Consider the following 25,990-nt stretch of genomic DNA (forward strand, 5'->3'; position numbering starts at 1 on the left):
AGTATAGTTAATATTTCCAGCTCTGGATTAGCTGTAAAGAGAAGTTATATACTAAGCTCCTCTTGAATCAATATGGAATTGAACGTGCTTATTTCACATAACAACAGCATTAACATTAATTTATCTGAACACCAAAACAGACTTAAAAATGCGGATAACTTAATACTTCCTCTGAGTGAAGAACTCAAATTACTTGATGGTTTGTCACAATTTGAGTTGGGACGGTTTTTGTTATCCAATAGAGGGCTCAATGGTTATTGGACTGCCTATGTCATTCTTTACAGCATGAAAAAAGAATCCATGCACCCTTTGGAACATTGGCTGTTAAATAAAGCACCTGGATTCAAGGCAACTAAAGAACGCTTCAAAATATTTCAGGAACAACTGCAATTGCATGTACAGGATAACTGGACACTGGCTTCAATTCCCTGTGGATTAATGGATGATCTCCTCAGTCTGGATTATTCAAACAAAACCAACATCAATCTGGTTGGAATCGATTTGGATAATGCATCTATAGAACTTGCCGCACAGAATGCTGTTAAATATGATTTTAAAAATATCTCATTTTTGATAAAAGATGCGTGGAACCTGGGAATTGAATCACAATTTAACCTGATAACCAGTAATGGTCTGAATATTTACGAACCTGATGATAAACAAGTCACTTTACTGTACAAACAATTTTATAACGCATTAAAAAATAAAGGTATATTAATAACCAGTTTCATTACACCTCCTCCCAAATTGACCAGTGAATCCACCTGGACAAATATCAACAGCGACGATGCACTGAAACAACATGCTCTTTTTAACGACATCATACAAGCCAACTGGCAAACCTACAGAACCGAGGGTCAAACCCGGGATCAGTTAAATCACGCGGGCTTTGAAGTGTTGGACGTTATTTATGACAGTCAGGGAATATTTCCGACAGTAATTGCCAGAAAAAATTAACGCAGTGCACCAGTACCTTCCATTGCGCCAGGGATTAACTCAGCAGGCTCAAGACTATATTCCTTGCGCCTGCGTTCCTCCTGAATTCCATTAAGTAAATTCCTTGCCAAACACCTAATAATAAAGTGTTATTCAGAAAAGGGATACTTAAGGAAGCGCCGCAAATTATGGATTTAATATGAGCTGGCATATCATCAGGACCTTCTTCCTTATGTCGGTATTGCCTGTTTTCAGGAACAAAATCACAAAAAAAATGATGTACATCCATTAACACATCAGGTGAGGCATTTTCATTTAATGCCAAAGCAGCAGAAGTATGTTGAATAAACAAATGCAGGATTCCTGATCCACATAGTTCAGCCTTATTTAATATCTCATTGGAAATAAGATGTACGCCATAAGGTTTAGGTGATAATTGAACTATTTTATGAGTTATCATTGATACATACTCCCAATTATATATCGTCAGGATTATCCAGGGTGTCATGTCCATTGATCACATTATTTTCCACGTCCTGACCCTATAGCCTACACCAGCTAAACTTTATAGACTAGAATATTAATTATAAGCTGAACAGAATTTCTCAGGATAATATATGCCAAGAATGTTTTTTAATAAGCAATCACCGGGTAGTCTTAGAACTGAGTTACTGTCTCTTAATCGATTATTTAAAAACAAAAAATTCCTGGAGATGCAAACCATTGAACGCTTAATTGAATATAAAGAATTAATGACCTCTTATATTCAAAACCCTCATTTGGCCAGTCTTAAACACGATATAAAAATAATACCGGAACGCATCTTCCGCCAAATTGATGAACGTATACGTTTTTTAAATTCAGTTCAGGATGACATCCCGGATTTTGATCTATCTGAGTGTTACGTTCAAATTCCCTCCCACGATGAGATAGATCAGATGCATCACATGCCCGCCGGTGGTACGGAAGATCAACAGACTCGCATTATGCATATGACTCAAGCACTGGATAATTACCATTCATTACCGATCATTACCAACAATCAGGACACTGTACCCGAGCACTGGTCTCGGTTATTTGGAGAAATCACCATAGGAGATCGCCTATCAGCTTTTCATCTACTAGATGAAATTCCTGAAACCGACATCATTCTCCAATCCCTGCTCGCAGTACATCCAAAAGAATACTTGAAGAAATTAATTGATTATTCCATTCAGGCATCAAAAAGAGGAGTGAAAGAATTAAATTCAGACATCGTGATCACTCCAGAAACTTTTAGAGTACTGATCACCGATCTCGCAACTACATTATTAAATCCTTCAAAAGTAATTTTCTCCTTTGGTTTACCCACTCATCATGCGTTTAGTGATGAAGGCAGTGGTTTTTGTCTTATCAACAAGACGGCTGTACTCATGAGGTTTTGGGAGACTCTTCATGAAGAACCGGTGCACTACATTATCGTTGGAAGTGATGTGAACAGAGATAATGGTTTATGTCAGATTTTGTACCAAACAGCATCCCATATGAATATATGCCATATTGATATCTTTGACTCAAGAGTGTATCCAGGCCAGGATCATTCCTATATTGCTCAGGAGTTCAATTCAGCAGGTACCGCGGTTGGCGAAAAAATTAAATGTTGGAAGCACAATAATCTAGAATATTATGCTGTAGATTTAAGTTTGACGTCCCGTAAAAAAATTGATCTCCATCCGGCGCTTCGATTTGCACTCACCCAGGTAAAAGATCAAATTGCACAGGCAAAAATTCATCATCATAAAATTGCGCTCTTATTACCAACAGGCTGGGATTCCCACGAAGATGAAACCGCTCCCTGCGGAAAATGGGTCAATGATCGGATGATGTCCCAATCAGAAGCAAGCAAAACCCGTTTTAATGATGGGGATTTAACTTTTTTTTATGAACAAATATTCCAGTTATATAATGAAAACAAAGAACTTATAGCAGGCATATATTGGGGTTTGGAAGGCGGTTACGATCGTGCAATGTATGAACGACAAATCACTATAATGGCGGAGCTTATCGGAACTCATTTAGTTCACCAGACATCAAAGGCCAGCTCTTCAAGTATGAGTTATTAGGTACAAATAAGGATAAGAAGCAGTGGCAGAAAGAGTAATGTTCAATAGCATAGAAAATTCCATAACTAATTGAATTAAAATACTATTAGATAATTCACCGTGCTAAAAATAAAAATCCATGATTTATTTTTAACCCTCGATTCCAAAAAAATACTCTGTTGTAAATCTTATAAGCAAGTGGTACTCTTTTGCTGATTTTTTTAATAAACAAGTCAGGAGTACAGAACATGATGTTGAAATCGAAATTAGCTGCTTTTGCTGGTGCATTACTTCTCGCTGGATCTGCTTTTGCTGGACAAGAAAGCATATGCCCCAACATAGATGATATAAAAGCCGAAGGCATATCTATGGCTGAAGAAATTGGGCCTAATATTTATATCAGCTATAATATCAGCAACTACAATACTGAATCTACCTGGGGATTTCTTATTGCTCCAGTAGAAGCAGACTCAACTGAAGTTGCTATTGAAGGCGCTAATGAAATTTTAAGTACTATGAGTGCTCCTGGTGTTCCTGAGCAACATGGCGGCGCTGTTATTTGCGATTACGATACAGGTCGTCAGGATGTATTCGCAGCAGCAATCAATGATAATCAACAAATTACCCCAATGAGACTAAAATACTTCTTCAAAAGAGCTCATTAATAGTCTATTGAATGATCCCGCAAAACGCATCGCGTTTTGCGGATTATAAAGAGTCACCGCATCACAATACTTTTGCTCACCACCTGAAATTGATCCGTTATTGATCCCTGCTTGTTCCACTTTCCATATGAATTTTACGAAAAAACCGATGTATTACTGGCGACAACATAATGACAACAATGGCAATAAAAGCAAGCCCACTGAATAATGCATAAGTTCCAGCGAATAGTTTACCCGATGAAGTGGTTAAAGTAGCTGCAGGCCCCATTCCGGAAAGAATCATTGATGCATTTAAAAAAGAATCGACCCATGACATTCCTTCAAATACATGATAACCCAGCATACCGGCAGATAATGCGGCGACAATAAGGAAGATGCCAATAAACCAATTACGGATTAAATGCAGATACATGTTTGCTGGTGGCGCTAAACGTCCTTTTCGAAATACTTTCATATTCTGTCCTGCAATAAATTGATTGACCAATCTCAATCACCATCAAATTCAAATCCTATCCGAAACTGTTGCTTCATGCTCCAATGCCATGTCTATTGTAGGGAATTGAAAGGTAAATCCTTCATCCAATAATCGTTTGGGAATTACCTTTTGACCATGATTGATTAAACAATCGCCCATTTCACCGAATAAAAGATGAATCACAAAAGCTGGTGTCATTAACAATAACGGACGATGCAGGGATTTAGCATAGGCTTTGGCAAAATCCTTTTGCATGCATGGATTAGGAGAAGTAAGATTCACTGCTCCTGTAATTTCGGGTCGATTAAGCAAAAATCGATAAGCATTAACGACATCCTTACTGTCCACCCAGGATATAAATTGTTTTCCGTTTCCTATAACGCTTCCAAATCCGCTGATAAAACTGGGATATAATTTCCCCAACATTCCTTTCCCTTTCTTTAAAACCACACCAAATCGAGTTGAAGTCACAGCGAGTCCAGCTGTTTCCGCTTCATTTAAGGCTTGTTGCCAACGGATCCCTACCTCACTTAAATAATCTTTAGGACGGGAAAAATCAATTACCGTATCTTCACTCAACAGTGCAGGATCATCATTATCCTGCATGCCATAAATTCCGACTGCATTGGCACAGTAAAAATGAGGATTGGCCTTCTGTTTTATAATCCAGCGCACCAAACGCTCAGTAGTCTCTACACGTGACGTGATTATTTCTTCTTTTACTTTTGTTGTCCAACGTGATGCCGAAATATTTAATCCACACAAATTAATTACCGCGTCAAATTCGCTGGCATCCAATTTATCCAATTCATCCCAAGAAACAGAAACAAATTGTCCTGAAAATACCTGACGCAATAAATCTTTATGTCTGCCAAGTACAGTAAAATGATGTTCCTGAGATAAACCATGAATCAGTTCCTGACCAATTAAACCCGAAGCTCCAGCTATTAAAATATTCACGTTGAACTAAACTCCTTTTAGTACATTTCTGATTAATCAGGGTTTGTTGGCAATTAAACTAAGGATCTCACGAGGCTAGCCCGGGACATCTATGAGATCGCTGGCTACTTTCTGGCTATAAGGCTACGCCAAAGCTTTAATATGATTGCTAATAAACCCTACTATATTTGCAGATAATTATCAAATAACACAGAGCGAATCAGTTCCCAATTCAATCTCTTTGTTTACTGAATCAGCATTGCCGCCATCAGCCGCAGAAGATTCCTTTCCAGTTCGCTTACTTCGTTCTGATTCTTGCTCCCATCCCCAAAAAGATTCTGAGGAACGTCGATGGAATCCTATCATTTTGGAAAAAAACACACTCAACGTGTTTAAATTTTATCAATTTGTGTTATAATTCGGCTTCATTTATATATTTTGGAGCATCTTTTGAGAGACAGTAGAAGTGTTAAAGAAAAATTAGTTGGAGCAACTTTTTATCCTCTTATCGACGATACTGACAGACCGAGCTTTTTTGCGAAGTATAAATCTGCCAGTGATTTTGGTTTTCGAACAGCATCTGTAGCTACAGCACCTGTTGTGTTTTCATCAGCAAGTCTTGCTCTGCTTTTAGAGGCTGGCAGCGAGTTATTAAAGGCTTTTTCAAATATCCTCCAATTCGAGATGTCCGCAGCTATAGGTAATTTAAAAGAATGTGGTAAATCACTACTTGGCTCTCCCATATTTTTAGTTGCAGCTATTTTAAGTCCTTTAGTTAATTTAATTGATTTAATTGGTGGTGCGGTTAATTCTCTGTTTAGTTCTTCAAAAGCAGATCATTCATACAACATTGAACAAGAGTATCCTTCTCAGTACGAACGCAGCTATTAGTAGTTGTTCTACGCTGCATTGTACCCATTGAGTCTGATGATACTTAATAGTCAGACTCAATGCATTTCAATCTGACACAGATGTTGATTGTATCAAATGCCTCATTGAGCTAAAAAGAAAATACCGCCCCATCAGTTGCGGTAGCTTCATTTCTTATTCCCTTATTCTGTGAACGATGCCTCCTGCCCCGATTAAAAAATAGTGACGTGTTATCAATCAGGATATCGAGCTCTTCGTTACTGATCGCAGGACGAATTACCCTGTCTGATTCCAGGGATTTGACGATACCGAACTCCCTAACAAATTTATCTTTAACCTCTTTGGTTAAATCAGGATTATTTTGAATGGCAATCACACCGTTGTTAACCTCTTTTCTATATTCCGTTTCAAAACTCACTAAATTGTGCTTCAGAGCGCGGGCACGATCGATCAAAAGTGCTGTTTCTGATTTAAAAAATGTAAAAAATTGAGCAAGGAAATTGGATAATTTCACCATCCACCCGTCATGCTGCTGAATAAAATCACATAACTGGCTGTGCGTTTCTTTAAATGAATTCAAAAAATGCTTGTTTTGTACTAATGAAAATGAAATTCGTCTGTAATCACTAAATGCTTTACCTACAGCGTGATTTGCAGTCAGAACATCGGATAATGTTTCATTAGAAGCATGATTTATCATTTTTTTTAAATCCGCATCGCCCCTGGACAACTGTTCTTCAAGAGCCGTAATTTGATTTTGAACGTCTCTGGATTGTCGCTTCAAATCAGCTAAATAGTTCGTAGCCAGTACTTTAAGTTCCGCTTTACATTGAGCATCAAGGGTTGATGGGATTTTTTTTGCTATGGAATCCTGAAGTGAATTGGAAGTCACCAATCGGTAACCAACAGTAAGGAAACTGGTTGCCCAGCTCATACCGTATAAGAATTTAGAAGATAGATTTCGCAGAATTCCAGGATCTTTCAGTTGATTAATTTTTTCAATTAACTGATTTTTTTTTATCCCTTTAGTATGTTCCATCAAGACATTAAATGAATCCTGTGAGTTCTTCATTAATTCCAGAAAATACTGCCTGCCGGTCACTCTCTGATCATTCTCCAACAGTGTACTTAATAACGATTGGATCTTGGGCATGTTCACAGAAATTTCATGTTGGGTGTTACGTGCCACGATTAATGAACTGATCCCATCGCTCAGTTCATCCAGAGAAGAACGCAAATTCAGAAATTTTTTATCTTCTCGCTCTTCTGCCATAAAAAGTGCTACGAATCGTTCATTAAAATAATCTTGCAGTGTTTTTTCTGCATCAATTTTTTTAGCTTCTTCACTCTTTAATTGTTCCAGTGCCACATCAATTTGCGCGATTTTTTTTTCGGTAAGGTCAGCAAGATCAGTAGTATCCTGAATTATTTTTCCCAGATCGATAAAAGCGCTTAGCGCAATTTTTTTCCAATCACTTAAATTATCAATACCAACTTTAAGAAGTTTAAGAATATAATAAAGAGAGAAACACAATGATTTGGTTTGTTTTAATTGAGTAACGTCCTCTATTGTTCTTGCTAATAGTTTTTGGATATGACCAATTAAACGATTCGCGTTATTCACGGTATTTTTTCGGGGGTTATCGTAAAGCTCGCCCAGGATGTTACTTAAATCCCTTAAAATGTGTATGTCGTCGGATTCTGTATCAGGCATTAAATCTATTGTCTCTTCAATGACGAATCGGCAAAAAGCCACAGCACCAAAGGAACGTCCACCGTATACGTTCAATTTCACAAAATGATCTGTTTTATGATCGGCAAGATCTTGTTTTATTGGAGAAAGACTGTCCAGAGTAGTAAAATAATCTTCTATTATGATGACGGTATCTATAATACCTTGTTCGTTACGTGCTTCTGTCCCTCGCCATTGTTCAAAACGTTCCCTTTTAGTCAACATCATCATCCTAAATCCGTTAATTGGCCGTTAATAAGTACTTCTATCAAAACTCCGAGAATACATCATCCTGAACGTAGTGAAGGATCTCCCAACAAAAACACCTCACCACATTCAGGAGATCCCTCATTGCATTCGGGATGACGGTTGATTTTCGTCATCCTGAATGCAGTGAAGGATCTCCCAACAAAAACACCGCACCACATTCAGGAGATCCCTCATTGCATTTGGGATGACGACTCTCGAACTTATGGAGCAGTTACCTGTTGCGTCCTGCCTGACTTCAATTGATATTAATTGATTATTTCGAGAATATTAAGCTTAATTTTAGAATCTTATATAATCAACAGGTGCTCTTTGTGAGAAAACACTCCCAGGACTTACGAAGAAGGTCACATCCTCAATTACTTAAAATGAGCGATGTATTCATAATCTCTGCTTTGCAGATTATTTCCGCTGCATACAGGACTGGCCCACTGATCGGAACAAGGCTTGTCTCGGGTAAAAGACCACATGGATAACCCGCCTAATTGATTCTCATAAGCAAAGCGCTTTAAATGATCTGCATCGCTCAAGGTAAACTGTTCAGTGTTCACATCATTTACACCTATCATGGGAGTAACTTCAATAAGGTTCCATAAAGAAGCAGACATTCTTTCAGGATAAATGTCTTTTAAAAACGACTGAACATTGGTTGCAGCCTGAATGGCGTAAAGCCCCATATCACCGTTATAAGCTGGACCGTAATCCATAGCCATAATATTCACATGAAAACGAAGACCCGCATTTTTCGCTTGATGAATCACGTTTTTGCCATCACCTGTTAATCCTTCAGGCATCACTGGAAGTGTAAAACTTAATTTAAGTTCGGGGTATTGTTGTTGTATGTTCTGCAATGCATCAATTAATTTGGAAACATCAGCGCTTCCATTTTCAATATCAAAATCCAGACCAGTTGCGTGATAAATTTTTATCACCTGCTGAAAAATAGTGTTCAACTGATTTTTATCACAGTTTTGTGATATATCAGTGCCATTAGCTCCACCAAAAGAGACGGTCAGCCGCACTCCGGCGTTCGCCAACGCATCTGCCTCTTGCTTACCCCATTGCTTTTCCAGACTGTATGCCTGTTGACCTCCCCAAGCGGGTTGACACCGGCCACTGTCAGTTATAAAAGCCAAATGATAGGCGCCTATTCCTTCAGTTTGTGCTGGTGTGGTCAAATCCATAGGCACTATATCCTGAGATTGAGAATCCCAATGAGTATTCAAGGTGAGATCGACGTAAGGGCTGAATGTAGGTATTGCGGGAAGCGTTAGTGCAATTACATTACCCGACATCATTAACCCATTGATGAACGATATAATTCTGGAATAGCGCATTAGCTGATCCTTTATTTCAATAAATGCACAATTTTACATCATTAGGGCAATTAATCAACCATTATGTTGGCGAATTACTATTTAATCCTTCACTTACACATTAAATTATTGACAGTATGTGGTGAGTTACTCTAGTTTTTACACCCTTAAAGGAATTTTGGATTGGTATTATAATAAGGATGTCTCTATGAAAACCCTGTTTGTTGATCCGGATATTGCAAAAGCATCAACCATTAGCTCGCAATTTTATACTTCATTGGATTGGTTTGAATGCAGCAAAGAGAAAATATTCAGCAAAACCTGGCAATTCTGTCTTGGCACCGATACGTTGAATAGCAAAGGATCCCTTGTACCGCATACCCTACTTCCTGACTTTCTGAACGAACCTTTGCTTTTTACCAAAGATGAGCAGGGAATTATTCGCTGCTTAAGTAATATTTGCACGCATAGAGGAAAAATTCTGGTTGATCGACCCTGTACCTCTCAAAAAATAAAATGCCCCTACCATGGACGTCGATTTAATTATTGCGGTGAATTCATCTCTATGCCCGAGTTTGAACAAACCCTCGATTTTCCGTCAGCCCGGGAACACCTCACCCCAATCCCTTTCAATATATTGGAACCCTTCATTTTTGCATCTTTGGCACCAACAGTACCCTTTCATGAAGTATTTGCTGATATTAAAGAAAGGCTGTCCTGGCTTCCTATGGAACAAATGCATCTTGATATGCAACGTTCCAGAGATTATATGGTCAAAGCACACTGGGCTTTATATTGTGAAAATTATCTGGAAGCCTTACACATTCCCTTTGTACATCCTGGATTAAGACAGGTTATCGATTGCACTACGTATACCACTGAGCTGTACCGATACAGTAATTTACAACTCGCACTGGCTCGTGAAGATGAAGAATGTTTCGATTTGCCAAGAGAGTCACAAGATTATGGAAGACGAGTTGCGGCATATTATTATTGGATTTTCCCTAATACCATGCTGAATTTCTATCCATGGGGTTGCTCAGTCAATGTAGTTCAACCCATTAGTCCTGAGTTAACTAAAGTTTCATTTTTGACCTATGTTCTGGATAAAACAAAATTGGGCAAAGGCGCAGGAGGCGCGCTGGATCAAGTGGAACTTGAAGATGAGGCCGTTGTAGAATCAGTACAACAAGGCATTAAATCACGTTATTACGATACCGGACGATTTTCGCCAACAAAAGAACAGGGTACTCATCATTTTCAACGATTACTTTGTGAATTTCTAAATGATTCATGACATAATCAGGACTTACAAAACCCAAAGGTCGAGGCAAAAGGAATTTTTAACGAAGAGACTGGGCGTTTTTCCAATGTCCTGATAGAGTAAGGCATTGAGCCATACCAGTACTTTATTGATTAATAATGCGATTATTTATTGTCCCCTTTCAGGAGAACATATGACAGCAAAAAAAGGGACCTATATTTTGACTACTATTGGTCTCCTTCTTGGGATTACCCTGGATCTATTGATTCGTAACTCAAGTACCACTGTCTTTTATTACAGTTTAATAACCCTGTTTTGTCTATTATATGCATTCGCCTACAATGGCAAAAATCAAATACGTTTAGCAGGAACCAGTTTATTAGTTGCTCTGTTTTTATCGCTTCCACTAATTCCGTTTAAAATAGATTTATCCAGTAATCATTACCTGCATTTATTTACCTTTCTTCTCGGATTTCCATTTTTTGTCTATGTTGCTCATTCATTCCACTATGCTTACCATCATGACAATACCTGGCGTATCAAGTACAGCAGTTTATTTGCTGCTGTATGGAATACTCTTCCATTAATATTTGTTGCAAGCATTTTTTGCTCACTGACCAATATGATCATTATGCTTGGCGCAGTCCTGTTCAAAACAGTTGGCAGCGATTTTTTATGGAAATTATATTTTCATAACCACCATTTCAATTTAATCAGCAGCAGTACTGTATTTTTTATTGGATTAAGTATCGGACAGGAACAAATTAAACTGATATACAATTTACGTTTTTTGCTGTTACGTATCATGTATTATCTATTCCCTTTTTTAGCCTTACACAGCATCATCTATTTCGTGATGTACAACATCCATAGCTTCTACGGCGAAAAAGTCTTTATTAGTTCAATTATTGTTTTAATACCATTAACCTCTCTGGGCATTATCTTTTTTAATGCGTGCTATCAAGATGGTACTGTTGAGCTTAAGTACCCGGCCTGGATTCAATTCTTTTTGCGCGTTTATAGAGTCGTTTTATTTATTCTCTTCCTGATTTTGACCTACAAAATTTCTAATGAATACTCATTAGATAGTAATCTCTGTGTTTATTTGCTAGTTGGATTATTATTTAGTATCAATTACGCCATCACAGCATGGTTTAGCGCTGAAAAAGAAAAAAAATGGATTTATATTGGAAACATTGGAACTGCGATACTTTTTATTATCAGTGTGTTCCTCTTTAATATTCCTTATTTGCCATTAGATTTTACACTTGGTGTTAACCATCCCCCCGTTGAACCGATATTATCAGTGTTTGGAGTCAGGAATTCTTAACCCTTTAAAAAAAAACCACAGCATAAAGCAAAAGATATTTGGCTGAATCAGGACTATAATTTACATGATTGTGATGTAAAACAGTACTCGAACTGATTTTTGCGACTATTAGCGAAGTAATCCAGAGTGATGTACTGGCAGAATCGCTTACCTGGATAGCTTCACCATATAAGCAAAATAGACATTGGTTTTTGATAGTTACACGTGTCAAAGTCCAGTGTGAACAAGTTAATTCTTTATTATATGGAGAAAATATGAAGCCTGAATTATTAAGTACTCTGATGATTTTGTTCGCTTTTTCTTCCAATACCGGAGCCAGTTCAACTCAATGGTGCTCGTTACAACAATCTCAAAATAAACTTTTGATTCACTCATTACAACTTTCAGAAGATGATGGAGCTCGTTGCTCCGATGGAACTCGCTGTTCAACAGGATATGATTATTGTTGTTATATCAACGGTACTGAAACCTGTGTTAAAAGTTTGTCAGAGTGTCAAGAAGAATAATTCAACAATTAAAGATATAACAAAACGTAATCATCATCATAACACATTCCTAATGGTTGAATGGGTTCGTTCTTTTTATACTTAATTCGTCATTTAACTAAAAGGAACCCAAAATGAGACAGCAAATAATCGACACCATCATCAAAGCAAAATTAGCAAAAGGCATCATCCATTGTAAATGTTGCCGTGGAATGCATGGTTAATTAATTTAAGTTTTTATCTCAAGGTCAGGACTTACGAACCACCAAAGGTCGAGGCACAGGGAATTGGTGTAACGTCTCAATTACCTCTGAAAATTCGACATCCTGAACGCAGTGAAGGATCTCCAAAAGCAGGCTCCATACCCGTTTCAGGGGATCTCTCACTTCGTTCGAGATGACTTCTCCCGAACGAATTACCAATACCTTTTAACGAAGAGATTGGGAGTTGTTCTTAAGACCTGACTGTTTCGCTAAAAACCAATACAGGTACTATATGATGAATCATCTACCGCAATTAAATGACGTACTGGAATACAAGAATCCAGCCGTAATAAAACGCTTTGCAGCTAATTTTCCCAAAGAAGCTCCGCGGGCCGAGCACCTGTTTACAGAGATGCTGCGTTATTTATGGTTATGTGAGAAACATTCATGGGATTCAGAGCGCTCCCCTGAAAATCCGGCTCTGCATTTTATTCCGGTGATGCATGAGGAAATGCGCGCCATAGATAATATGTGGCATGAATTTATATTAATAACCCGAGATTATCATGACTTTTGTCACCACTATTTCGGTCGCTTTCTTCACCACGAACCGAATATGAGAGAAACTCTGGACTATTCTGAATCCCAATTCGTTGAGTCTCTCACGTTATTCCTTAATTACGTTTATGAAGTATTGGGTGAAGAAGTGCTCAGGAACTGGTTTGCAGATCATCTGCATGAAGCAGCTTGACGGTATTTTTAATGGCTTTTATTAATTCTTTTAAAGCCATAATATCTCGTTGCTCCGGACGATAAGCCAGGTATATTTCATCCTGATAACTTGGCATTTCCGGTACAGCCTTTAAAGCTGATCGTACTGTTTTAACAACACTATAGGGTAAAATCCCGATACCAGTTCCGTTTGCAACCAAACTGGCGATTACGTCCAGATTACTGCTGGTCAATAATCGATAATTGCTTCGCCCCTGTTCACGAAGAGTACTCAGGACTTGTTGTGTTTGCATTAACTCAGGATCACAAATAATTGTTCCTCCTTGCTCAAAGGACCACTGATAGTCATTTGCCTGCCAAAAACCAACTTCATCCCGATATAATTTTTTTAAAACAATTCCCGGATGCTGTATGGGATTCACTACTATCCCTACATCTATTGACATATTAATGACCCCCTCAACTATTTTTCTTGATAGATCATGGATCAAGGCAATTTCCAGATGGGGATAATCCGCTACAAAATCAGGTAATAAAGAGGGAAGAATATGACGCGCCACCGTGGAATGGCACCCCAGAGTAATACTGCCCTGTACTTCCTGGCAGGAGGCAAGGCTTTCAGATTTAACCCGTTCCCATAACGTTAACAATTCTTTGGTATGACTATGCAACTGGCAACCGGCTTTCGTTAATTTGACCCCGGTTTTTACTCTCAGGAACAGTGGTGTTCCTATAAAAGTTTCCAAACGTTTGATGGCCTGACTTAATGAAGGTTGACTGATTCCAAGTCGTTCCGAGGCTCTGGAAAAATTAAGTGTATGACAGACTTCATTGAAATAATATAATTCAGTTGGCGATGCTAACATTAACTGTACCCCTCATTGAAAGTCCTGCTTACAGGAAAAATAACTCTAAATCCAGGCTCCATAATCTGTCCCATAGGATTTTGCGACAGTTCGCTGACCAATACCAATGTACGTAATTCTATCAGGTATTGATAGCTGGCTCTTAAGCCAGCAGCAGTAACGATTAACTGACTCAGATCTTGGCTGTATTGTTTGATGTGATCCATGAATACCTGATGAGTATAGACATCACTTTCTAGATAATCTGCCAACAATGCGGCTCCTTTAAGCTGAGCGCTGTTCTTCCTTAGATTGTTTAAAAACTGGGGCATCCAATCTCCCGTACCTAGTTCAGGTAATAGCTTTAATAAATCACAACGTTGCGATGAAAACACTGGGTGCATAAAATCAACCATCAAAACTGACTCAGCAAAATGTTTATTGATTACGTTTTGATGAATCAATTGACGAATCATCCGGATGTCCACCTGTCCTTTAACCGGAGTGAGCCATGCATGATCGGCATCCCTTAATGAAGTTTCAGGAAAGTGCATATCAAAGTCTCGAAGCACATGCTGATAATCCTGGTAAGATACCGATAAATTGATTTGCCCCAGTAAGGGATTAAGCCAAAAAGTTGAAGGAATAGCAACACGATGTTCTGAAAGTTCAGTACTGGACTCAAGATTGATTTCATTAGTACAGAATAATGGACGTAATTGTTCCTGTAAGGATAATTTCTTTTGAAACCGTGTCATACGCCTGCTTCTGGCTAATTTTTCCATTCCAGCTTTTACATCATCGGCGAATAACCCTGCATCGCTTACTTCCTGTATTAGAGCTTTAACCGCACGATCTGGAATATTAGGGGTCAGAATTAACGGACGATGTTCCGTCCACCAGTCATTATGCGGTTTGCTCAACTCTTTCAGGATGGGACCGCCTGAGTTATGACAGGCTGAGCAACGCATGCGATTGCCAAAATGATGTTCATCCTTAGGATTATCCCGGTACAACCACTTATTGTCTTTATAGGCATCCTCCGAGTCGCCTCGATAAAACCAACGAACAGAGCTATGATCTATACCTCTGAGCTCATAAAAATTATATAAGCCTTTTTGTTTATCCCAGGCAATAGCCTCTATTAATAATTTACGTGGTTCGGGCTGTTGATCCAGGATAATTTCAGAATCGTGTAAATCGGTGAAATAACCCAAAAATAAGTCGCCCCGAGCAATCCAATCGCCTGTAGGTAATCCTCCATAAACAGATTCAAAAAAACTGAAACTCCCTTGGTGAGGGTTGTTTCTTCCTCGATTAGCAACCATGCTGATCTGCTCTTTCATTCCATGTTCTTTAACTATTTTTTTAAGCTCATGAATATCCACAGGACAGGATGAAACTTTTGATAGCAATAAAAACAAAGGATCGTTCATACGGGATTCTAAAGGCTGTTCATTCATATAAACCATACATTGAGCATGAGCCAACGAAGAAACTAACATTAAGCCAACAAAATATGTGTTCATTCTGTTCCATCCTCTTATTTAATGAAAACACTGTATTTGTAACCTTCTTATAAGTAAAATTAATTATTCTTATTGATTCATTAATTTTATTTATGAAACTCTCATCACAGCAATTAGAGGCTTTTGCAGTGACTGCCAGGACACTAAATTTTTCCAGGGCAGCACAACAGTTGCATATTACTCAATCCGCATTATCGCAACGAATTCAAAAACTGGAGGAACGACTGAAGAGTACTTTATTTCTAAGAGGAGCAGGAGGAATAAAATTAACCAGTAGCGGGGAGCATCTGCTTCGCTATTGTACGACTCAAGACGCTCTGGAGCAGGAATTTCTTATTCATACTGCATTAGCTGATTTTGATAAACTGGTTGGCACCATACGAATCGCCGGATTCTCTACAGTAATGGAGTCCCTCATCATTCCTGAACTCTCATTGATGCTTCAGGATTTTCCCCAGCTAAATCTTGAACTCCATTCAATGGAAATCAGAGAATTAATACCTGCATTGGAGACCGGCAGAGTAGATTTTATCATTACAAGCTATGAAGTTCCGCGTCCAGCAATTAACTATGAATTGCTGGGGTACGAGCAGAATGTACTCATCAAATCAGCAACACGATCAACTCCTGATGATGTTTTTCTGGACCATGATAATGAAGACACGATAACTTCAAATTTCTGGCGTATTCAACACTCTGCGCCATCAACATGGCGAACATTTTATCTGGATAATATTCATATGATTCTTGCCGGAGTAAAGATGGGGTTGGGAAAAGCTATTGTCCCGATACATCTGGTGCAAGAAGACAAGGCATACTTGATTATGGATGAATTCACTCCCTTACGTTCGCCTGTTTATCTCGCCTGTTATAAAGGGAACTCACAACCACAATTGCATCAAGTGCTAAAAAAAAACCTGGGTTGCATTGCAAAAAAACTCTCATCCTGAAGATTTATTCTGATACTGCTCGAATACTTCCAAGTTTGGCATGTGCTTCCACTGTTTGATTGACCAAAGTATTTCCATATCCTATCCATGCGCCTTTTTTAATCGTAGTACCGGGGCCTATTTTTGTTGCCATACCAATAAATACATCATCCTCAATGATAACAGGAGACATAAAAACAAGGCTGCCCACATCGGAATGACAGCTGATGGTTACGTCGCTACCAATAGTGACATTTTTTCCTATTGTAATCAGAGGAGTATCTACCAAATCGATATCAAAAGAATTCATAATTTGAAAAGAAACCTTGGCTCCCAAAGCTCGCCAATACAAATATTTCAATACATTGAACGATTGAATGATAAAAATAAACCCAGTGATTTTTGCAGCTCGGGACAAGGCAAAATGACAAAACCAGGCTATCATCATTCGATTCAATTCCCGTTTATAACGCCCAGGTTTTAATCGGGGTAAACTGATTCTGATTAAGAAGAGAATCGCAATTAAGGTAAAAAAAAGGATAAATGGTGCCAACGGCAAAACCAACCAGGTTTTTGAGTAGCCGTGATATAGAAACAAACCAGTCACACTCATGGCACAAACTGCCGGCATCAAGCTTAAGAATACAGAGATTAAATCAATAAAAAGAAGAGACGAAACGGTTAACTGATTCTTTTTTTTGGAGGCTTTTTTATTTTTGGCTTTCTCTGTCATGACACTGCATTCCTTAAAAACTTATACCCTATTCACTGAGTAACAGGTAATGACATCCATAATACAATCAATAAGAGGAATCTAAAAGTGCTCCGGGTGAATGCTATCACTCACCCGGGAGGTGCGTTATTCTGTTTTGGCTTTATAATCATCACTGTATTGCTGACCTAACATCTTGGCTTTAACCAAATCATCAGCAGTTAGTGATTTTTCAAGATCACTCAGGTTTGCTGATGCTTTATCGTAGCCATGATTTACGGCAGCACTGAACCAAGCGTAGGCCATTACGGGATCTGCTGTTAATCCAATCCCATCTCGATAATAGATACCCAATTGATTTTGAGCTTTACCGTATCCTTGTTCCGCAGCCTTACGCATCCACAATACAGATTGCTCCAGATTTTTACCTACTCCATCACCATAGAAGTACATATCACCCAGATTATATTGCGCATTAGCATTACCTAAATCGGCACTTTTTTGATACCAATAAGCTGCTTTTTGCAAATCAGACTTGCCCAGTTTTCCTGCATCGTATAAATAACCCAGCTCCAACTGAGATTTGGCGTGATTTTGGTCTGCTGCTTTTTCAAAATATTGAGACGCTTTATTATAATCTACAGGAACACCATCACCCTGCTCATACATTAAACCAAGATTATACTGTGCACTGGCATTACCCATATCTGCTGCCTTGGAATACCATACTATAGCTTCAGCTTTATCTTTTTTCACACCCGTTCCAGTATCGTAATCATAACCAATAGCTAAAGCGGCGTTTGAATTTCCCAGTTCAGCAGCTTTTTTATACCAGATCATGGCTGTTTCAGCGCTTTGTGGGACTCCTGAGCCGGTATCATACATATAGCCCAGACCATATTGTCCGTCTGGATTATTCTGATCTGCGGCTTTTTGGTACCAGGACAGAGCCTTTTTAAATCCTTCCGGGGTATTCATGTACCAGTAAAATCCTGCGAGAAGTACCTGGGCGTCGACATTACCCTGGTTTGCTGAGGCTAGCAATAATTGCTCTGTTTTATCCGCATTATAGGCTACACCCTGAGCATTGTAATACATTTTACCTAACAAATATTGTGCCTTGGCATCCCCTTTTTCCGCTTCAGGACTAAGCAAAATAAATGCCTTTTCATAACGTTTCTGATTATAAGCTTCTTCGCCTTCCTGTGTCGTAGCAAAAACATGAGAACTCATTAAAGTAACCAACGAAAGCGATAAAATATATTTCTTCATGTCCATGATATAAACCTTATTTTAATTAGCTATCGAGTTTAAGTATATTACAAAAAATAAACATTGCACAAAATTAATAATCAAATTGACTCAAGGTTGAATATAAAGGATTATTTTTACTTAAAAATATGGAGTATTGTTACTAGGGTGGGTTAACAATTCATCAATTTATTCCCACGTCCCGCGACTCGTTCCTGAGAGATCCTCACAAAATTTAACCAGGCCAAAACCGCCTACATACCGCGCTTTATGCGCGGTATCCAGTGCCATGTCACATTTTAATTTGAGCTTTGATGCATTGATTAAGCATCTCTGGATACCGCGCATAAAGCGCGGTACGTGGGTACTTTAGCATTTGTTATTTAAAAACATGATCTTACATTTAAATTTTGTGACCATCTCTCAGTACTCGTTCGCAGGATCCAGGGATTCGGTATCATTAACGAACATTATGTATCCACCAAGATCGAACTGGATCCCGCGAACGAGTCGCGGGACGTCGAAATCGGAATTGTCAACACCCCCTAATTCACGTAGGATAAAAATAGAAGTAAGGAATGAAGATAGCTTATTTAGATGCCCAATTTCAGGATTCATTTGAAATGGCGCGAGTAGCTCAATGAAACGAGCATAGGGATGGCTAAATTATGGGAACATTCTTCAAAACTAAAAAAAATTCTTCTGTACACTCTAAAACCGGACCAAATAATCGGCTGCCAATTAACACGCCAGATCAACCGAAAATTAAAATACCTTTATCAAGCATTGAAGCTCATAACATTCTAAAAGAGTTAAACGCTGAAAGGGACATACCACAATATATCTATAATTTTATCCAGTTAGTTGACTTGAACAACAGTCAGCTGATTGATCTGAGTCAAGGTTCGAATCAACCACTCAATAATCAACAGTTTATTGATACCATGATAACTACTGCCAACCGCTTGTTATTCGCACTGATGAACGATAGTCCATATCCCACTTTATATGGGGATTTGATGAAACTTAAAACTCATTTTCAGGTCATCCTGTTGTATTACCAGGAAGAGTGTCAACAGGGGCAACCAATCGCCAATGCTTACATCCAAAGATTCACCAATCGGATTAACAGTAACCCCGATGAGATTGGTGGCGATCAAGGCTTATTAAATATCGAAGAATCGAAAAGACTCACTAAATACACCATACACTATTGTGCTGAAAACATCATGAGAAAAGATATACCCTTGCTGTCCTCCTTCATAGTTCAACCCTTTCTCAAAAATCACAATTCAGAAAAAAACTTCAGCTACTTAACACCATAAAGTCATCTCTATTAGTCAGTAACAACTGTTAGATTTTAAAAAACCAACATGTTCCCCTCTCCACCTGGCGCAGCGTGAGGGAGAGGGATCAAGGATGTACTATTCATGCAGTTACTCTTTAAATCGCAACGAAAGCTTACTGAGTTACCGCGCGCTCAAGAATCAATGTACCAACTTATCATCTCTCCGCGATAACCTGCTGTGAAATTAATTTTGGTTTTGTCTGAGCATGAACACCTGCCAATAATTCGTCTTCAGGTAGTTGAAGCAAGGTCATAGGAATCACTTCGCCGGTTTCCATACTATGAGCATAGGTTGGACTGATTTGCATTAAATGATGATGCAAATCTGCCAGGATTGCTTCGGGTAGTTCCATCTTATTATCCGTTACCAAAACGATTCGATTCCCAATACTGTTTCGCGCAAAAAACCAGTGTGGTGCCATTTTAAAATCAGCTTCCTGCAACATGGACTGCAACTCCTGCCCGGTTACAGCGCAACTTTCCAATTTCAGTAATTGGGTTTTATAACAAAACTCCAATCTGGGTGCCTTATTCAAATAACCAGTACATCGTACTACGTCTTTTAGCCGATAACGCACAAACCCCATAGCTGTAGTCAAAAACACTTCATAATTCACCCCTACTTCCAACTCCCAGCTCTGCAAAAGATTATTTTTATCCAGCTCCTTACCTTCTTCAATAAACTCGACAATATGAGCCCCCGGATGCAATACTCCTCCCAACACCCCCTCTTCCAGTGGCACAGTCAGCCAACCTTCCGTAGCGGAATAGGTTCCATCAACCAGACTTATCTTATCCCCCATGCGTTTTTGCAATTGCTGAGCAGGGAATTCACAAAGTCCCGAAGTCCAGCACCCTGCAAGTTCCAAAGATGGCCATAACTCATTAAAACTCAGAGGAGATTTATTGACTGCCAATTTCTTTAAATAATCTTGGCGAACCTGGGTTACTTGAACTGGAGGCAATCCAGCTGGAACTGCTTTCTCGCCCACCAAATAGGGAAGATAAAGATGAAAACCTTCAACACATCGATCGTAAAAGGTATCAATAACCATGGGAGTTACCGCAAACATGGCACTTAAATCACAAGCCAGCGCATACAAGGGAGCCCATTGTTCATAGACTTCATCATTAGCAAAGACTTCGTCCGGCATCGCATAAAATCGCTTTATAAACGAAGGAAGATGACGGTAGTTAAAATTACTTATCCATCCAGAAGGAGTACCTGCAGGAGTTGTTTTGTTCGTATTTACAGCAACCAGATACACCAATTTTTCCTTGAACAAATTCTTGAATCGCTGCGTCAGGCTGTATATATAAGGTGGCATGGTTCGTTGAAACTGTTTTTGAAATGAAGCGGTAATCGGAAAAAATTTCCTGGCGCCAGCTGTGCCTGAAGTCTCTGACCAAAAAATTAATTCTTCACCATTGAAAGGCTGAATATGCATGTTCTGAGCGGCTAATAGACCTTCCTCATAATCCTCATAATGAGTTAGTGCAAACTCATCTAGATCCAATGATTTCTTATGTTCAAGAACAGGAGGCCAATAAGTCGATTGGCGCAGTAAAGGAATAATTTCTTTTGTCCATAATCGGTCTCTTGCCTGCTCAGGGAACTTGGTATCTTTAAGAAACGCTTTGTACTTATTTTTAGTCATTGCAGCAATTAACATCTTTTTCCAATTCATCCACACTACTCCGCTATCTTCGTTGATATTACAGCAAATAATTTTTTTTGCTGATAATAAGCACATAAATGATCAGCCATCTTTTCTTGTAAACCACGTTCTATCAGGCGAGATGAGTCCAGCTTATTCATGATGAATTGTATTGCTAAATTGAGCCAGTTTATATCTTTTAATTCATCACTCAGTACATTGTGATTGTGATACCAAAACTGCAGGCAACAACAGGCAGCATATATCCAGCAATAATGTTCTGCCAAACGAAAGGCGGGCAGGCTTCGTGCGTCAAATACCTTTTGTTCTCTAAGTTGGCTAATCTGTTGATCCAAGTTCTTAATTTCATCTCGAACAGCAGCAATAAGATGATTGATGGGCTCACAATCCAGTTGCATTAATCCGGCAAACACATCGTCTTCTTCATGGGTAAAAAGACTCAGATTATCCCCTTCAAATGGAGGACAGGGGGATTCCAGATGAAACATCCGTTTCAGTTGTTCCGAGTCAACCAGCGCATTGGTACCACGCATCCGTACCTGAGGTAATAAATTACCTGCAATCAGGGATAAATTGACTTGAGTACTTCCATCAAATAAGCCCACAACCTGAATATCACGCCTGATTTTTTGAAATATAGCCCACGGAGTCGTTCTTAAAAAACCTCTGGCTCCCAAAATAATCCCGCATTGTTCGACGAGATCCTCGCACAGTTGAGGAATCAAAAACTTGATAATCGCCGACCAAAAACTTAACTTTTCAGGAAACACAGTGCATGCTCTAAGGACACAAAGAGAAGTACAATCTGCGATTAACAATTGGGTAAACAATTCCCCTAATCGTTGTTTCACCGCAGGGATTTCATAAGCGGGCTTACCGTATAATTGTCTGTCCAAACTAAAAGAAAGAGCCAACCGCAATGCAGTATCGGCTCCGCCTACCGATAAACCGGCACATAAAGTTCTCGAAATTTGAAAAGTTTTATAGGTAAGTTCCAAACCGCTTTGTGTGGTACCTATTAATGAGTCTTTAGGCAATCGGAGCTTATCCAGGACAAAACCACTGATATCCAAGCCTCTGACTCCATGCGTAGGGAGTTTCGGTATTGGTGTAAACCCTGTGTCAATTAAGGATTTATCAATAAAAAACAGACCAAAACCTAAAAGCCCGCCCTTTTCATGAGTTCGACACAAGACTGAAACCAAATCTCCCTCAGTAGCAAAATTAATGCACCATTTTTGGCCTGAAAGCTCCCAACCGTCTTGCACTGGTTGAGCAATAACTTCATTTGAGGTCAAATCTGATCCATGAGTTTCTTCAGTTAAAGCCAGAGCTGCAATGCTCCCCTTTTTAATGAGCCCTGCCAAAGATTTTTTCTGATCTGCGGTACCGGAAATCCAAAAAGGCAAAGCACCAAAAAAAGATAATCCCAGAGCAATAGCGACAGTAATATCTCTTCTGGCAATTAATTTGCTCAGCAAATAAACCTCATCCAGACCATTCAATGCTCCGTCACAATTCTGCGGGATAATGTAATTCATAAAGCCCCAGTCTCGAATGTAATTTAAATGCTTCCAGTCAAGCGTTTCCTGCTCATCATGTAGTACTATCTGTTTAAAATTAATGGGGGTTTGGGGTTGTTCAGGATTCCCCAGATAGACTTCGAAGGACTCTAATAATTGAACCAAATCATCAAGGGAAGACATAAATGTTCCTTATACAATTGAATGACGAGCATCAGGCATTTGGTGCATTTTTCTATATAAAAACTCCAGATGTTGTGCCAATCGCGCACGTATCTGCATGGGTTTAATGATTTCATCAATTATTCCCAAAGAGTAGGCTTCGGCGAGTGATTCATCGATTGATGATGCATGTTCTGATGTCGGATCCATTTTGTGATCCTGAGCCTGACCATCCGTAGTGTGCACTTTTTTGGTTGTTTCTTTACCCATTACTCCTAAACTTGCGGTTTCCAATGCCAGGACCAAATCTCCATTCTGAGATTTGGTTTGCATCATCAAAAAGGCTGCAGCGCCATAGCATTTCCGAACAACAACACTAACTCTCGGCACTCTGGTCTGCATGGCCACGCACAGCCTGGCTCCATGTTGGAGCAATCCCTTATGCTCTTCCCTTTTACCCGGCATAAAGCCCGGCACATCGATTAGGGTCAATATAGGAATCGAATAGGCATCGCAGATTCGGATGAATTTAGACGTTTTTTGTGCAGCGTCAGAATCAATCGCTCCACTAAAACGTATGCTTTGATTGGCAACCAAGCCAACGGCATAGCCATTAATATGAACAAAAGCACATATCATTGCCTGACCATAAGATCGTTTGTATTGAATGACTTCAGAATTATCAACAACAGCGTGAATCAAATCCAGAATATTAAACGGTAAGCGTGGATTGGCTGGGATCACAGGCATTGGATGTACCGGTTCATGAGCTGAATGCAGAGGTGGGAGTTCATTGGCATGTGAAGGTAAAAAATTCAACAGCAATTTCACATGATTGATTTGAGCAGCCGTGCTGTCATCCACAAAATCCGCTATGCCTGTAGTCGTAGCATGCATTCCAGTACCGCCTAATTCACTCATCGATACTTTTTCACCTATGGCCTGCTGGACTACCATTGGACTTGTAACCATCAGATAACTGCGATGTTTATTAAAAAACAATAAATCCATTAATACCGCAGAGTAAGCGGGAGCTCCAAGAGTAGGCGCAGATATGACGGCAAGCTGAGGAACCAAACCGGATAATGAGATGTTTCTACTGATGATTTGGGTGTATTCGTCGCCACTTAACAAATCCAGAGAGATACCTGGAGAGGCCAGAAAAGCAATTACAGGAATCTTTAAGTCTCTTGCCTTGTCCATCAATCGAACAATTTTTATCGCGCCTTCACGAGTCACATAACCTCGATTCTCTCCAGTATTGTGCGCGTATACAGCAACGGGCCGATGATTTACCTTTGCCAATCCGGTAATCACTTCAGCACCCACTTTCAAATGAGTCTGATGTTCAGGAGTATATTCTGATCCCAGTGGGAGAAAACTATGGGCATCAATCAAACTTTCTATCCATTTCATGGAAGCTTTCTCAGAAGACTGTAAAGACATCTAACCCCCTAAATTGATCAAATATGTATCAACCAGTAAAATATAGACTAATCTTAATTAAATTATGACATACTAATTTTGAATACAGTGAAAAAAATAAACTTGATCTAGTCCTACAAAAAAGTGTAGTTTCAATAACATCACATCACCCAAATACGTTCAGAGGTGAACACAAGTCATGGATATTTTAAAACCTAATATTCGATTTAATATTTCCGCTGCTTCAAGAATCTTACCTGAATCTGACCCAATTACCAATTTGGAAATTCTGCAGAATTTTCCGAGGACGGCAAAACAATCTCCCGCCTTTCTTGAAAAATTCGCTGAAAAAATAGGTGAAGAATTTGGTTTTTATACCCGCTACTGGTGTCACAAACCCTGGGAATCCCTGGATGCGTCACGAAATCTGACCGCTGAATCGCTGGCAGCGGGGGCAGTAAAAAAGTTAATTGAGACTTATAAACCCGAACATATTGCCTCATTCCTTTTAGGTTCTACGACCAATAAACGGTTTACTGGATCTCAAGCAGCAGCTGTATTAGGTGAGCTGGGTTTAAACGCACCCGCTTATGATTTGAAAACTGGATGTTCTACTTCATTATCCACCTTGCATTTAGCTTATGCGTTAATGGCATTAGGCTATAAAAATGTTTTAGTGAGTTGTGCTGAGACCTTATCAAAAGTAATCGATCCCGAAAATGAAAAAACCTGGATCGGTCTGGCTGATGGCGCCGCAGCATTATTTCTTGAACAATCAGACCAGGGTTCATTTACAGTAGAACAAAGTTTTTTTTCAACAGATGGGGCCTATGTTGAGGCATTCACCACTCAAGGAGTCTTCCCACCAACTCAGGAGCAATTAGATAATATAGGATATCATTTGCTCGGCGATGAAGCGTTGTTAAAGGAGCTGGCTTATAAACGATATACCGAAATGATTACCCATATTCTCCCTACAGAACAGGAACGAAATGAAATTACCTGGGTAATTCCACATCAGGTTAATCGTAAATTAATCGATCTGCTTCTGGATGAAAATCAATTCAAAAATACAACAGTACTATGGGATTCCGATACCATTGGAAACATCGGAGGAGCTTCCATAGCCTATACCCTTGCACGGGCTGTAGAAGAAAATAAATTTGATAGATCAGGAAAAATTCTATTAATGAGTGTCGGTGGCGGATTGTCCTATGCTGCACAAGTACTGCAATACGTCAAAACGTAACAAACCAAAACCCTGTTTAACAAGGATCGTTAAATGAAAAAAT

Annotated in this window: 23 protein-coding genes; 11 read left to right on the forward strand and 12 right to left on the reverse strand. The window is 39.1% G+C overall.

Annotated features, from left to right (window positions below):
- Window positions 1-84: 84 nt before the first annotated feature.
- Window positions 85-957: a methyltransferase domain-containing protein gene (locus Lqua_RS17205; protein ID WP_162264415.1), complete on the forward strand. Its 873-nt coding sequence runs from the start codon at window positions 85-87 to the stop codon at window positions 955-957.
- Between the two features lie 34 nt (window positions 958-991).
- On the opposite strand, the gene Lqua_RS17210 is transcribed toward Lqua_RS17205, so the two are convergent.
- Window positions 992-1,396, reverse strand: a complete 405-nt coding sequence (locus Lqua_RS17210) for a secondary thiamine-phosphate synthase enzyme YjbQ (RefSeq protein WP_058475520.1) — start codon at window positions 1,394-1,396, stop codon at window positions 992-994.
- 157 nt (window positions 1,397-1,553) lie between these two features.
- Between Lqua_RS17210 and Lqua_RS17215 the strand changes: the two genes are divergently transcribed.
- Window positions 1,554-3,038 carry an arginase family protein gene (locus Lqua_RS17215; RefSeq protein WP_238585608.1) on the forward strand — a complete coding sequence of 495 codons (1,485 nt, stop codon included), beginning with the start codon at window positions 1,554-1,556 and terminating at the stop codon, window positions 3,036-3,038.
- Window positions 3,039-3,265: 227 nt separating this feature from the next.
- A complete protein-coding gene (locus tag Lqua_RS17220; protein ID WP_058475521.1) occupies window positions 3,266-3,682 on the forward strand; it encodes a DUF4949 domain-containing protein in 417 nt (138 codons plus the stop codon).
- Window positions 3,683-3,779: 97 nt separating this feature from the next.
- Here the strand turns inward: Lqua_RS17220 and Lqua_RS17225 are convergent, their stop codons facing one another.
- Both Lqua_RS17225 and Lqua_RS17230 read right to left on the reverse strand, forming a co-directional pair.
- Window positions 3,780-4,136: a hypothetical protein gene (locus Lqua_RS17225; RefSeq protein ID WP_058475522.1), complete on the reverse strand. Its 357-nt coding sequence runs from the start codon at window positions 4,134-4,136 to the stop codon at window positions 3,780-3,782.
- Window positions 4,137-4,184: 48 nt separating this feature from the next.
- The gene (locus Lqua_RS17230) at window positions 4,185-5,117 is read right to left on the reverse strand and encodes a TIGR01777 family oxidoreductase (RefSeq protein ID WP_058475523.1); all 933 of its coding nucleotides are present in this window, start codon (window positions 5,115-5,117) and stop codon (window positions 4,185-4,187) included.
- A 429-nt stretch (window positions 5,118-5,546) separates the two neighbouring features.
- Between Lqua_RS17230 and Lqua_RS17235 the strand changes: the two genes are divergently transcribed.
- The gene (locus tag Lqua_RS17235) at window positions 5,547-5,987 is read left to right on the forward strand and encodes a hypothetical protein (protein ID WP_058475524.1); all 441 of its coding nucleotides are present in this window, start codon (window positions 5,547-5,549) and stop codon (window positions 5,985-5,987) included.
- A 109-nt stretch (window positions 5,988-6,096) separates the two neighbouring features.
- Here Lqua_RS17235 and Lqua_RS17240 read toward each other — a convergent pair whose 3' ends face one another.
- The gene (locus Lqua_RS17240; protein WP_115148681.1) at window positions 6,097-7,929 is read right to left on the reverse strand and encodes a hypothetical protein; all 1,833 of its coding nucleotides are present in this window, start codon (window positions 7,927-7,929) and stop codon (window positions 6,097-6,099) included.
- A 395-nt stretch (window positions 7,930-8,324) separates the two neighbouring features.
- A complete protein-coding gene (locus tag Lqua_RS17245) occupies window positions 8,325-9,302 on the reverse strand; it encodes a chitinase (RefSeq protein ID WP_058475526.1) in 978 nt (325 codons plus the stop codon).
- Window positions 9,303-9,489: 187 nt separating this feature from the next.
- On the opposite strand from Lqua_RS17245, the gene Lqua_RS17250 reads away from it, so the two are divergent.
- The 4 genes from Lqua_RS17250 (at window position 9,490) to Lqua_RS17270 (ending at window position 13,314) form a co-directional block, all read left to right on the forward strand.
- Window positions 9,490-10,578, forward strand: coding sequence for an SRPBCC family protein (locus Lqua_RS17250; protein ID WP_058475527.1), 1,089 nt, complete (start codon window positions 9,490-9,492; stop codon window positions 10,576-10,578).
- Between the two features lie 160 nt (window positions 10,579-10,738).
- On the forward strand, window positions 10,739-11,875 hold the full coding sequence (locus Lqua_RS17255; protein ID WP_058475528.1) for a hypothetical protein: 1,137 nt from the start codon (window positions 10,739-10,741) through the stop codon (window positions 11,873-11,875).
- Window positions 11,876-12,129: 254 nt separating this feature from the next.
- Window positions 12,130-12,381: a hypothetical protein gene (locus Lqua_RS17260; RefSeq protein ID WP_058475529.1), complete on the forward strand. Its 252-nt coding sequence runs from the start codon at window positions 12,130-12,132 to the stop codon at window positions 12,379-12,381.
- 474 nt (window positions 12,382-12,855) lie between these two features.
- The gene (locus Lqua_RS17270; protein WP_133141081.1) at window positions 12,856-13,314 is read left to right on the forward strand and encodes a glycine-rich domain-containing protein; all 459 of its coding nucleotides are present in this window, start codon (window positions 12,856-12,858) and stop codon (window positions 13,312-13,314) included.
- Here Lqua_RS17270 and Lqua_RS17275 read toward each other — a convergent pair.
- Window positions 13,274-14,161, reverse strand: coding sequence for a LysR family transcriptional regulator (locus Lqua_RS17275; RefSeq protein ID WP_058475532.1), 888 nt, complete (start codon window positions 14,159-14,161; stop codon window positions 13,274-13,276). The genes Lqua_RS17270 and Lqua_RS17275 overlap by 41 nt on opposite strands.
- Entirely contained in the window at window positions 14,161-15,669 is a 1,509-nt protein-coding gene (locus tag Lqua_RS17280; protein ID WP_058475533.1) for a hypothetical protein, read from the reverse strand. Before Lqua_RS17280 ends, Lqua_RS17275 begins: the two co-directional genes overlap by 1 nt.
- Window positions 15,670-15,761: 92 nt before the next feature.
- Between Lqua_RS17280 and Lqua_RS17285 the strand changes: the two genes are divergently transcribed.
- Window positions 15,762-16,619 (forward strand): LysR family transcriptional regulator, encoded by an 858-nt coding sequence (locus Lqua_RS17285; RefSeq protein ID WP_058475534.1) that lies wholly within the window; start codon window positions 15,762-15,764, stop codon window positions 16,617-16,619.
- Window positions 16,620-16,623: 4 nt separating this feature from the next.
- Here the strand turns inward: Lqua_RS17285 and Lqua_RS17290 are convergent, their stop codons facing one another.
- Both Lqua_RS17290 and Lqua_RS17295 read right to left on the reverse strand, forming a co-directional pair.
- A complete protein-coding gene (locus Lqua_RS17290) occupies window positions 16,624-17,331 on the reverse strand; it encodes a DapH/DapD/GlmU-related protein (protein ID WP_058475535.1) in 708 nt (235 codons plus the stop codon).
- 126 nt (window positions 17,332-17,457) lie between these two features.
- Window positions 17,458-18,588, reverse strand: a complete 1,131-nt coding sequence (locus Lqua_RS17295) for a tetratricopeptide repeat protein (protein WP_058475536.1) — start codon at window positions 18,586-18,588, stop codon at window positions 17,458-17,460.
- A 641-nt stretch (window positions 18,589-19,229) separates the two neighbouring features.
- Between Lqua_RS17295 and Lqua_RS17305 the strand changes: the two genes are divergently transcribed.
- The gene (locus Lqua_RS17305) at window positions 19,230-19,886 is read left to right on the forward strand and encodes a hypothetical protein (RefSeq protein ID WP_058475538.1); all 657 of its coding nucleotides are present in this window, start codon (window positions 19,230-19,232) and stop codon (window positions 19,884-19,886) included.
- Between the two features lie 178 nt (window positions 19,887-20,064).
- Here the strand turns inward: Lqua_RS17305 and Lqua_RS17310 are convergent, their stop codons facing one another.
- From Lqua_RS17310 to Lqua_RS17320, 3 genes are read right to left on the reverse strand one after another with little or no spacing between them, the layout of a single operon-like run.
- Complete coding sequence (locus tag Lqua_RS17310) at window positions 20,065-21,597, reverse strand: GH3 family acyl-acid amido synthetase (RefSeq protein ID WP_058475539.1); 1,533 nt, start codon at window positions 21,595-21,597, stop codon at window positions 20,065-20,067.
- A 5-nt stretch (window positions 21,598-21,602) separates the two neighbouring features.
- Complete coding sequence (locus tag Lqua_RS17315) at window positions 21,603-23,294, reverse strand: acyl-CoA dehydrogenase family protein (RefSeq protein ID WP_058475540.1); 1,692 nt, start codon at window positions 23,292-23,294, stop codon at window positions 21,603-21,605.
- 9 nt (window positions 23,295-23,303) lie between these two features.
- Window positions 23,304-24,719, reverse strand: a complete 1,416-nt coding sequence (locus tag Lqua_RS17320) for a carboxyl transferase domain-containing protein (RefSeq protein WP_058475541.1) — start codon at window positions 24,717-24,719, stop codon at window positions 23,304-23,306.
- A gap of 178 nt (window positions 24,720-24,897) precedes the next feature.
- Between Lqua_RS17320 and Lqua_RS17325 the strand changes: the two genes are divergently transcribed.
- Window positions 24,898-25,947 (forward strand): 3-oxoacyl-ACP synthase III family protein, encoded by a 1,050-nt coding sequence (locus Lqua_RS17325; protein WP_058475542.1) that lies wholly within the window; start codon window positions 24,898-24,900, stop codon window positions 25,945-25,947.
- Window positions 25,948-25,990 lie beyond the last annotated feature (43 nt).

Origin of the sequence: Legionella quateirensis (genome assembly GCF_001467955.1) — a bacterium.
GTDB lineage: Bacteria > Pseudomonadota > Gammaproteobacteria > Legionellales > Legionellaceae > Legionella > Legionella quateirensis.

Coding starts and splice junctions, on each gene's coding strand:
- Lqua_RS17210 (WP_058475520.1), bottom strand. CDS start 1,396: ATGATAACTCATAAAATAGTTCAATTATCACCTAAACCTTATGGCGTA.
- Lqua_RS17215 (WP_238585608.1), top strand. CDS start 1,554: ATGCCAAGAATGTTTTTTAATAAGCAATCACCGGGTAGTCTTAGAACT.
- Lqua_RS17220 (WP_058475521.1), top strand. CDS start 3,266: ATGATGTTGAAATCGAAATTAGCTGCTTTTGCTGGTGCATTACTTCTC.
- Lqua_RS17225 (WP_058475522.1), bottom strand. CDS start 4,136: ATGAAAGTATTTCGAAAAGGACGTTTAGCGCCACCAGCAAACATGTAT.
- Lqua_RS17240 (WP_115148681.1), bottom strand. CDS start 7,929: ATGATGATGTTGACTAAAAGGGAACGTTTTGAACAATGGCGAGGGACA.
- Lqua_RS17245 (WP_058475526.1), bottom strand. CDS start 9,302: ATGCGCTATTCCAGAATTATATCGTTCATCAATGGGTTAATGATGTCG.
- Lqua_RS17250 (WP_058475527.1), top strand. CDS start 9,490: ATGAAAACCCTGTTTGTTGATCCGGATATTGCAAAAGCATCAACCATT.
- Lqua_RS17255 (WP_058475528.1), top strand. CDS start 10,739: ATGACAGCAAAAAAAGGGACCTATATTTTGACTACTATTGGTCTCCTT.
- Lqua_RS17260 (WP_058475529.1), top strand. CDS start 12,130: ATGAAGCCTGAATTATTAAGTACTCTGATGATTTTGTTCGCTTTTTCT.
- Lqua_RS17270 (WP_133141081.1), top strand. CDS start 12,856: ATGATGAATCATCTACCGCAATTAAATGACGTACTGGAATACAAGAAT.
- Lqua_RS17275 (WP_058475532.1), bottom strand. CDS start 14,161: ATGTTAGCATCGCCAACTGAATTATATTATTTCAATGAAGTCTGTCAT.
- Lqua_RS17280 (WP_058475533.1), bottom strand. CDS start 15,669: ATGAACACATATTTTGTTGGCTTAATGTTAGTTTCTTCGTTGGCTCAT.
- Lqua_RS17285 (WP_058475534.1), top strand. CDS start 15,762: ATGAAACTCTCATCACAGCAATTAGAGGCTTTTGCAGTGACTGCCAGG.
- Lqua_RS17290 (WP_058475535.1), bottom strand. CDS start 17,331: ATGACAGAGAAAGCCAAAAATAAAAAAGCCTCCAAAAAAAAGAATCAG.
- Lqua_RS17295 (WP_058475536.1), bottom strand. CDS start 18,588: ATGGACATGAAGAAATATATTTTATCGCTTTCGTTGGTTACTTTAATG.
- Lqua_RS17305 (WP_058475538.1), top strand. CDS start 19,230: ATGGGAACATTCTTCAAAACTAAAAAAAATTCTTCTGTACACTCTAAA.
- Lqua_RS17310 (WP_058475539.1), bottom strand. CDS start 21,597: ATGAATTGGAAAAAGATGTTAATTGCTGCAATGACTAAAAATAAGTAC.
- Lqua_RS17315 (WP_058475540.1), bottom strand. CDS start 23,294: ATGTCTTCCCTTGATGATTTGGTTCAATTATTAGAGTCCTTCGAAGTC.
- Lqua_RS17320 (WP_058475541.1), bottom strand. CDS start 24,719: ATGTCTTTACAGTCTTCTGAGAAAGCTTCCATGAAATGGATAGAAAGT.
- Lqua_RS17325 (WP_058475542.1), top strand. CDS start 24,898: ATGGATATTTTAAAACCTAATATTCGATTTAATATTTCCGCTGCTTCA.